Source organism: Alteromonas sp. BZK5, assembly GCF_014349115.1.
In the GTDB taxonomy this organism is placed as follows: Bacteria; Pseudomonadota; Gammaproteobacteria; order Enterobacterales; family Alteromonadaceae; genus Alteromonas; species Alteromonas macleodii.
On the sequence record NZ_JACSOE010000170.1, the window covers coordinates 1 to 3,641 of the forward strand.

The following is a 3,641-nucleotide window of genomic DNA, read 5'->3' on the forward strand; positions in this document are numbered from 1 at the left end:
CCTTGGGAATATTCAATACATCCCCCAATGAAAAGCTTTTTAGAACACCATGAGCCGACATAATGGGTCGATAGTAACTTTATTTTTTGGGTTGTTTCGAAGTCTTCTTCGTCACACGCAAAAGCAATACCAACCGCTAGGTTATAAACGTTGTATATTGTGTACGCCAACATGATCCAGCCAAAGATATTTGCCGCAGTATTTAAAAACTCCCCTGTTGCTGTACCTGTATTAAAGCCTATAGAACCGTCAGCACCTGTAACAAAAATTGCGTTAGCCGTGTCTACGAAACCATTTTCTAATAAAAAGTTGTTGATCCCGTTGGCTAGGTATTTATACATCCCCCCTATAGCTTCTTCTTCACCCACTGTAGCAACTGTTGCATTGGCTATGCCTGCAGACTGTGGGGCCGTATTGGCAAGAACTTCTGCACTTTGTCTAGTTGTTTCGGCTGCAGCCCCCGCATTTCCCGCTACTGCGGTACCGACATCAAAATAATCCGCAGCAATGCCTACCACTTCTCCTTCAGGGTCAAAGCCTAGAGTTTTGAACGTAGATTCCCAACCAGCAACGATTGGCTTTGTAACAAAAGAATAGGCATCTGCGCCGAACGTGCTAGCCGTATCTGAAACGCCTTGAATGAACTCACTCATGGCCCCCATGCCATTCCCTAACGCAGTACCATCTGCAGTTTGCTGAACTGCTCCCCACGCTTCGGACATATAACCAGTGATGTTTACTCTTTCATCCAACTCATCTAGCAACTTATACATCTGCCAGTAAGCCACAATATCCATTCCGCCCATACCCAAATCATCTGGGTTGCAGCAGTCTTGAGCCCCCCAGACCGTTGGTGTTTTACAGCGGGTAGCTTTGCCTGAAAACAACTTACATGAGGACTCATTGATTTCGCCATCACTTCCTACTACGCATTTATTGTCCTTAGCTTCTTGTAGAATCTGCATAGCAGCTGTAGCACGCAAAAATGCATCATTGCTCTCATCGGCGAGATTATTACATTCGCCATTTATACAATCGCGGGGTGTACCACAGTCAATTTCTGTTGAATCGTTTGTACCAGGCGTGCTGAATTGAGTTTCGCTTACACACTCAAACACATGTGACTCATAGAGGCAGACTGTTTCGCCATCTCTATCTAAACTCTCTTCACAACGGGTTTCTTCGGGCTTATGCTCACAGGACTCATCTTCTATAAAAGCCGCGCAGGAGTCTTCAAAGCTGCTTCTTAAATCCTCACCAATGTCTAAACAGGTAGTACCTCCAGTTACTGCGTTGTACTCGCAATATTGTCCATTCATACAAGCATCATAATCTGCTTGTGGAAGCCCAGCGCATGCCACCTCCCTGTCAAGAGATGCAAAGCCCCCAAAGTCACTTGGGTCTACGTTAATTGTGGCGTCATAACAAAAGTTAGGTAATCCATGCATGCCATCTGGCGTCCACTCTGGCATAAACCCAAAATAGCCTACGTGCGGCCAATCAATTGGTACGCCGTCATCGGATATTCGTAAGCTTTCATCATTATCAATAACGTAATCGCATACCGCGGTTCCATCAACAGTACCTGAGGTATATAAGTCAATAACGGTTTGACAGTTGGGGTCTTCATCTGCCTTTGGCCGAAACCCTTGCTCATCAATCCTGTGGATATCAGCGATAACCTCAAAAGGCGCTATGCCACTAAACTCGATTTCCAACTCATATTCATATCTATCCGTTGGTCTCCCGATTGTCTTTAAGGTGTAGGATTCAACTGTATCCCCTACAACTCGAATGTTTGTCGGGAAATATTCATCCACACCATAAGTACCTTGGTCAAAAACAGTCACTTCTGCTTCTACTGGTGCCCCTAAGACTGAGAAGCTTTCCACTCTTGGATAAGTATCAAGGTCATCTATGAGCACTTTTTTGATAATGGTATTGGAGTCATCAACCGGATCAGGAGGTACAGGTGTATCAGTTGAAATTTGTCCCATGAGAATCACTTGTATTCTATGGAAACTGTAATAAACCAAATCATCGCTAGGGTACTCAGTATGATCCGTAACATTGATAATTTTTGGGTAATACCCATGAATATCTAGAGAATCAGTAAGCATCCAACCGCTACCTGAGCCTACATCGAATTCCCCATCTTCAGAAACAGTATATGGCGCTCGCGTATTATCAAATGATTGGTCTAATCTAGGGTGCTCGACAGGTTCAATCAAATACTCTTCTCTATTTCCCACTATCGTATGAGGTGGGTTAACAAAAGTCATTTGATCTTCGCTTAGTGATTCTCTAAATATATCGGCGTTATTATAAGCATTACCCCAGTGGCTTGTCCCGGTACCATCAACGAACCTTTCCTGCGGAGGGCAATCACTTTCCATATAAGATAGGGGATGGCACCAATCATTCGGAGTCTCGAAATACCTATAGCCAAATTCCATTGACAATAAATTTGTTTCTGGACTAACAACATAGTCTTCTGGAGAGTCAATAAAATCACCTAAGTTACTTGGTAAAGTCATATTAGGTGCTAGGAAATCAGAACGTACTGCGTAATTTCGAATAACCTGAGACTCAGAATATAAGGTACTTCCACCAGGTGGACTTAGTGTTAATTGTGCTCTGATGTATTCATCAGAAGCCGCTGATGTGGCAACCCTATCAATCTGTGTAGTCGTTAGTACATCTATTTCAAGGCAGGTACGTCGAGTTGATTGAAACCCTGGGCAGTTACGTATGTCATATGCGTCAAAACCACTTGAAACAACATCTATACTTGGCTCAGAGTCGATTGGGTATTTTATTACTACTTTTTCGTTTACTTTTGTGGATTTTAGATACCGTTCGGCCCTACACACTTGCTCAGGCGCGTCACCACCGACTAAGCAAATATGCCTGCCTATTAGTCCTGTTCCTTCACCATCTTCACCTTCTTGAACCGTTTCTACACACTCTTCATTTTGTAGTTCTGCATAATAGGGATGTGTGCCATCGGCGATTGAAGAAAAGTCGGTGAGAATGGAATCCTCAGCTCCTAAAAATTCCTCAGCACCGGTATTGCCCCTCATGTCATCAAGCAACGAAGCCTGCTTGGCAAGTTCACATCGTTGTTGTTCATCTGTAGAAGTAAGCGAGGAACATTCCACATCGGCGAATGTTGTTTTATCCAACTGCATTTGATAGACGGAATCTTGAACTTGATGAGGGTTATCTCGAATGTCCTCTAGGTCAGCAGCATAGGCTTCGTGTTGAGCCTGTGAGAACCCCTGAAACATATCGCCCATTTTTATACTTGAAAAGTTATAAGTTCCATCTGATTGTTGGTAAGTGTGTTCCTCAACCTCCCCAGTCACTGGATTTGTCGTTGAAATGGGTGAGTTGTCTACGCTAGGCAGTGTAAAGTTTTTTACGCCCAGTGCTCCGTCCCATTGCCCCCTGTTAATTTGCTGGATTCTTCTTTCATCTTCCTCTGATATAGCTTGCGCCATCACGTAGGTCGGCAAAAATGCTGGGCTAAGTAAATTGATAAGGAGAATGGCATTGATTAAATACGCACTCACTCTGTGAAATTTTTTAACCTGCATCGATAGCTTTCCATCTAAGTAATTACACTGGTATTTAAAATG

The 3,641-nt window shown here is 43.5% G+C and carries 1 protein-coding gene; it reads right to left on the reverse strand.

The annotated features are described in order from the left end of the window. The coding region (traN, locus tag BIZ39_RS20710; RefSeq protein ID WP_187447949.1) for a conjugal transfer protein TraN at positions 1-3,599 on the reverse strand (3,599 nt) is incomplete at its 3' end. Positions 3,600-3,641 lie beyond the last annotated feature (42 nt).